This is a genomic window from Saccharospirillum impatiens DSM 12546, from assembly GCF_000423605.1.
Lineage (GTDB): Bacteria > Pseudomonadota > Gammaproteobacteria > Pseudomonadales > Natronospirillaceae > Saccharospirillum > Saccharospirillum impatiens.
In genome coordinates this window covers 1-5,866 of the sequence record NZ_AUIH01000094.1, presented here as the reverse complement: position 1 = coordinate 5,866, position 5,866 = coordinate 1, and the positions used below count along the sequence as shown (strand labels likewise).

Below are 5,866 nucleotides of genomic sequence, written 5' to 3'. Positions count from 1 at the left end.
TCACTACTGAACCGTTTTCTCGCCACGTTACTACTCCTGCTTGGTCGTGGCATTCTACCTATGCCCGTGGTCTAAATCATGGGGTCCACTATATTATGGCCAAAACCAACCGTTCCAACAGTTCCGGTTGGTTTTGGTCAACGTACAGCCCGAGCTCCATGGTCGTGAATCGGTGCCCAACCAGGCCTTCAAGGTCTGGACTCATCACTTGCACCAAGGGCCCTGGAATTACGACGCCCTGGGTTCGCCCCCGCTTGACCATCGCCACACCGACCTGATGGTTATCGACGGGAATGACCTCGTGCCCCAGTTCTTCGATCAGCGGTAGCACACCACTGGTCCAAACAACGGCAACCTGTTCGGTATCCGGTGGTGTATCGGTCTCTGCTGCCTGCGTGAACAGGTGAAATTCGATCTCAAATAGCGCGCCAGAAAAACTGGCATAGGTATCTCGAATCGGGGTTCTGGCCAACGGCAAGCCCAGGTCAACCTGATGGTGTTTCAGCAGGCGCAGCGCTCGGGTTCGCGGGAAGGTGGTGACGGTATAGGCCTGGTTCAATCCATCGATAGCGCATTGGTACCGTGACGCCATTGGGCCACTAAATACGCCGTCCTCATAGCCAACCATTCCCTGACGGGTGTCCGTTATCGCGATGCTTAAGCCATCGGCCAGGGCGGTCGATGCGATCAGGCTGACGGCCAATAAATAAAGCCCCTTCATCTAACCTCCTTGGTTGAGTGATTGATAGTAGACGCTTTTGCAATGGCTGCCTAATCAATGGGGGCGGAGTCATTGAAATAAGTCAGGATCAATGACTCCGCCCCCACTAGTTGCCCCATCATTTCAACAGCTTTCGACCAGGGTGACAGAGTAGGAGATTCCCAAGGTGTCGGACCAGCCAAACACCGCAGGAATAAGGGGTTGGTTAAACTTTGGAGCAACGGCCATCGCTCATCAAGGGCTCTCGTTTTCGGGCGCCCACCACCAGGGATCATCTTCCGGCAATGGGGAGGTGAGAGTACCCAAAAAAGCCACCAATTGTTGCAGTTCAGTTTCCGTTAGTTGCAACGGAACAATGTCGAAGTGCGGGCGGCTTGGGTGCTGCTCCCGGTCGTAGAAAGGCGGTGTCGGTATGTTGTAGTGCCGCACCACTTCCTCGAGCGTTTTCACTTGTCCGGCCTGCATGTAGGGTGCGGTTTCGGCTACGTTGCGCAGGCTTGGGGTCTTGAAGGCGCCTACCAGTTCCGGGCCCTGGGTTTTGAGAAAGGCCATTTCCAGACACTGCTCGGGTTCGAGATCGCTCCACTGCGAAATGCAGCTGAATTCGTTCCGCTGTAATTCTTCGATACCGCTATAACGACCCATATCCACCTGGGTTTCATCCGGCTCGGGCGCTCCGATGTTATGAAACTCGAAGTTGGTGAACAGTGGGCCGTTGTGGCAACTGGCGCAATCGGCCGGGCCCATGAATAGCCGCATCCCCCGCACTTCATCTTCGCTCATCAGGTCAGTCAATGTAGCTCTGTCGGCGTCCGGTTGCAATTGGCTGATGAATTGGTCAAAGCGGGACGGTTGCAAGGCCAGCTTGCGCTCGTAAGCCATGATCAACTTACCCATCTGGCTGAATACCCGGTTGACTGCCTGTTGTTCGGCTTCGCTCAGCGCCTGCCAGCTCTCTTGCTCCGTTTGAGTGGTCAGCGGGCTGGCTTTGACATTGATCGCCGCCACCTGCCCTGCCTCCTGGGTTTGGCCAAACACCTGTTCGTACGCCTCGGTGTATTCGGTCACCAATAGGCGGGCGGCGGAAGTGCGGTCGATACCATGTTCGGCCTGGTCTTCGAGCGGGCTCAATGCCTGAGCCCAAAGGCTGTCGGCCCGGCCGTCCCAGAATTGCCAGGGCCCGTGTAATGAATTGGGGATGGAAGGCGCATTGCGCCTTGTGGTGCCCAGGGCCTGTGATCGAGGCAAGCCATCGGTAAAGTATTGCTCTGGTTGGTGACAAGTGGCACAGGATACCTGGCCGTTACCACTCAATCGCGGATCGAAAAACAGCTTCTGGCCCAGCTCTCCCGCCTCGGTCTCGTCGGCCACTCTATTGCTCTTAGCCTCGGGTAGAGGCGGTAGGGCTTCCAGGGAAAAACCCGCCAGAAAATTGATATCGGCTTCAGTAAAGTCGTAAGGGTCTGCCAGTACCGGCCAGGAGAGCGACAACAAAGCTCCCAGCAAGAATGGTTTTAGGTGAGTGTTAAGCATTGATTCCTCTACAGCACCAGGTTGAATATCAGGGTGTCGACATGGGATTGTCCGGCGACATCGAACTGCATGACCCACCAGCCCGGCATTTGAAATTTCATGCCCTCGACCCGGTATACCCCGGGTTCGATCTCATCCGTTACGCGAGGCTGGGTCGGTAACCCGTGCACATGGCCAGGCATATGCCCAGTCACTTCTATGGACGCGCCACTGACAGGCTCACCTTCCGCGTCCGCAATCAGCAAATGCCATTGGTGAATTTTATTAAGCGGTACGCCGGGCAATGGCTCAGCCGGTGTTGCCGGTTCGATATGGGCAAAATAATGCAGCTGACGGCTCGCCTGAAAGGTGCCGGTATTCAGGTTTGGTGGAGCTTGCTGGCCACTCATGCTCGGTACCGACAGCGACATGCCCTGGTGTTGTTCGGTTTCCGCTCCGGCTGTCATGCGCCCATCCAGGCTGGGGTGTACGCTGCGCACACCCGTATTGTGAGCCATCGAAACGTGCTCGCCTTTCTCGAGCGGAATCGGGCCCGTTAGCTTAATGACGTCGCTCCAGGTATTCAGAAAGCCAGCTTCCATTACCTTCATGCCTAGCTGTTGCAATTCATCGCTGTGCCGGCGAAGGGTTCCGCCTTCGGTCTGCCAGCGGCTGAGTTGGTCGCTCAATAACGTCAGGGACTGGTCGACATCGGCCTGGTGCTCGCTATTGCTCATCTGGCGCTGATTGGCGCGCAGTTGGTTCAGGGTCTGGCGCAATTGGTTGGCATCGTGCAGGACCTGGGTGGCATTATTTTCCAGCGCTTTCGCTTGTCGCAAAATACCGCTGGCTGTTTTTATCAGATTATCCTCACTTGCAGGATGGGAATGGCTCTGGCTGTGTGCCGAAGCCGATGCAAGGAGGAATATTAAGGTGATGGTCACCGCTGATCGGATGCATTTCATAGATGTTCTCTTCAGGGGGCATTCCCCATATCCATCGGTAATAGAGCCGCGCACCCTGAGGTCGTGGGTACGCGGTTCTGCCAAATCCATTGTTCAGGAAGGTTCACGCCGGAGCAGTGATGTGTGTACCGGCCGGCTCTCTCCTCTTGCCACCGGCCGGTTACTGCTCAACGGGTGCGGTTAAAAATCCAGCTGCCAGCGGTTCAAGGTGCCAATATCCCTTCCGGCCAGGTCTTTGACCTTCAACTGCCACTGACCGGCTGCGTCTTTACTTCCGACAGAGACGCTATACGTTTCCATCAGGTCGTTGGCCGAGCCGCCAGAACGGTTATGGAGGTTGAACACAGAGCCATCCGGATGCACCAGGTCGACGACCAGGTCACCAATGTAGGTGTGGGTTATATCGACCGTCACACTAACCGTACCGGCGTCACCAGTGTGGGTGACCGAAATCGGGCTACTGATGCCGGTGCTGTTATTGTCCGGAATCGAGTAGCTGGTATCGTTCTCGTAGCTTTGCGGATCGGGATCACCGCCGCCGTCACCACCGATATCGACCGTGTAGTCTTCGACTTCGCCGTAGTTAAAGGTGCCGCACGGAGTCGGAGCCGCGTTGTAACGCATGGCGATGCGCAAACGCGTCGGCCCGGTGTTGGCGCTGGACGGAATGGTCAGCGTGCCATTAACCGTGGAGGACGAGGTTCCGCCGGAGCTGAACACTTCTTCACCGCTGTCGGTGAAATCGCCATCACCGTTCAAGTCGATCCAGATCTTCCAGTATTCGCTGTAGCTGGAGCCGCTGAAGTCGGGCGTCAGGCTAACCGCGCTGCCGCCGGTCGGCAAAGCGATGGTCTGGTCGGTAAAGTCGCTGTAGGTAGTGCTGCCGGAGCTGTTGCTGAAGTCGCCGATCTGCACCTGGCTGATCCACTCTTCGCCGGCATTATTGCTGGCGGCATCGCAATAAGCGATGGGGTCCGGATCTGGGTTGTTTATCGCATCCCAATCCGGTTTCACGGTGAACAGGCCATTGCCGATGTCACTCATGATGATGTTGCCGCTGGCGAAATAAATGTAGTTACTCCAGGTACCGGAGAACTGAGCCGAGTTGGAATTCGGAATCGTGTCGAAGTACGCCACTTCGGTCAGGTTACCGTTGGTGATGTCTGAACCATCGAGAATGCGCAGACCGGCACGGTAGTTAGACTCGAACACATAGCCGTTTTGGGTATAGAGGTTGTGGTCGATGGCTTGGGTCGGTCCAACGTAACGGCCGATTTCCTGTGGGTAATCCAGATCGCTGACGTCCCAGATGTAGGTGGTGGTGTTGTGACCGTTGTTTTGCTCATCCAGCTCATCGTTCATGATCAGCGTGGATTGAGTATCGTCCATAAACCAACCCTGATGGGTGTATTGAGAACCCTGGTAGAGCGACCGGGAGATCTGCATCGGGTTGGTCTTGGTGGTCACGTCGACAATGGTAATGGTGTCTTCGTTATAGGCGACGCAAATTTCGCTGCCGCTGTAGTCGGTGTCCGGTCCGTTATATACCACGCACTGGGCGTCGTGCGTATAACCATCGGACGAGAAACAACCGGCGTATGTTGGCGAGGTGGGATTGGATAAATCCACCATATAAAGCCCGCCACTGCACTGGTTGCTGCCGACAACATAGGCATAGCCTGTGTCTTCGTTAATGGCGATGTTGTGGGCATTGCCGAAGCCGCCCATGTGCGCCGTTTCGGTCAGCGTTGAGCCCGGGGTCACGCTGCTCAGGGTCGTCAGATCGAACACCTGCAGACCGTGGGTGCTGTTACCGCTGCCATCGCCCACGATATAGGCGTGATTATTGTAGGTTTTAACATCGCGCCAGGAGTCGCTGCCATTATTGTGCGATGGCAGGAAGCCGAGCAATACCGGATTAGCGGCATCGGTCACATCGACAAAAGAGGTGCCGTTGGTACGGGCGACAATAGCGATTTCCGCGCCGGTTTGAGGGTCTGTCCAACCCCATATGTCGGTCAGGTTGGCGCTGCCGCCACCCAGATCACCCTTGGCCATGAAGGACATCAGGTCGACCGATTTACAGGGGTAGCCTGCGGCACTGCCATCGACGCAGGTAGCGCTCGACACCAGGCTTTGGGAATCGTTCGACATCAGCGTCTGGAACGATTCGGCTGGCGCGCCTTCGTTGGAGTCATCGTATTCGAAGCCATCCGGGAACATCCCGCTGTGGCCGTAAGAGTGAGCTGAAAACCAGAGCGCAGACAGGGCCGCCATGGTTTTTAGTGAACGTATGTTCATTATTATTAATCCCTATAATTTTGTTGGTTATATTTGTGTGCCGCAGATTCACGACCAACCGACCACCTGGCTAGCCCGGATATTTCACCAAACAGCCTAAAGTAGCACTGCATAGAATTTGTTGAATGTTTTCGAGCAGCTCCACAGCTACAGGTCGATTTTGACCCGGATTCCCGATTTTCAGGCACACTTCCCCTTACCCCGTTGTTTAAAGTGTGCCGGGTCAGCACTGGTTATGGCTATGTCGAGTTCAGGTTGTTCAGTGCGGTTTCAAACAGTCCTTGATATGGGTAATGACTGGGCAGCAGGAAGCGAATTCGGCGCGTATTGTGTATGACGATGGCCGCCACCTTACACAGCTTTAGCC

4 protein-coding genes are annotated in these 5,866 nt (G+C 55.6%); all 4 read right to left on the bottom strand.

The features are described from left to right. Positions 1-88 precede the first annotated feature (88 nt). Positions 89-721 carry a type 2 periplasmic-binding domain-containing protein gene (locus G565_RS0120045; RefSeq protein WP_028672411.1) on the bottom strand — a complete coding sequence of 211 codons (633 nt, stop codon included), beginning with the start codon at positions 719-721 and terminating at the stop codon, positions 89-91. A 234-nt stretch (positions 722-955) separates the two neighbouring features. Then, positions 956-2,254: a cytochrome-c peroxidase gene (locus tag G565_RS0120040; RefSeq protein ID WP_028672410.1), complete on the bottom strand. Its 1,299-nt coding sequence runs from the start codon at positions 2,252-2,254 to the stop codon at positions 956-958. An 8-nt stretch (positions 2,255-2,262) separates the two neighbouring features. Further along, positions 2,263-3,198 (bottom strand): FixH family protein, encoded by a 936-nt coding sequence (locus G565_RS27345; RefSeq protein WP_051208323.1) that lies wholly within the window; start codon positions 3,196-3,198, stop codon positions 2,263-2,265. 180 nt (positions 3,199-3,378) lie between these two features. Beyond that, a complete protein-coding gene (locus tag G565_RS0120030) occupies positions 3,379-5,499 on the bottom strand; it encodes a choice-of-anchor B family protein (RefSeq protein ID WP_028672409.1) in 2,121 nt (706 codons plus the stop codon). Positions 5,500-5,866 lie beyond the last annotated feature (367 nt).

What these genes read in the sequence shown, in the direction of transcription:
- G565_RS0120040 (WP_028672410.1), bottom strand. Translation starts at nt 2,254, where the DNA reads ATGCTTAACACTCACCTAAAACCATTCTTGCTGGGAGCTTTGTTGTCG.
- G565_RS0120030 (WP_028672409.1), bottom strand. Translation starts at nt 5,499, where the DNA reads ATGAACATACGTTCACTAAAAACCATGGCGGCCCTGTCTGCGCTCTGG.
- G565_RS0120045 (WP_028672411.1), bottom strand. Translation starts at nt 721, where the DNA reads ATGAAGGGGCTTTATTTATTGGCCGTCAGCCTGATCGCATCGACCGCC.
- G565_RS27345 (WP_051208323.1), bottom strand. Translation starts at nt 3,198, where the DNA reads ATGAAATGCATCCGATCAGCGGTGACCATCACCTTAATATTCCTCCTT.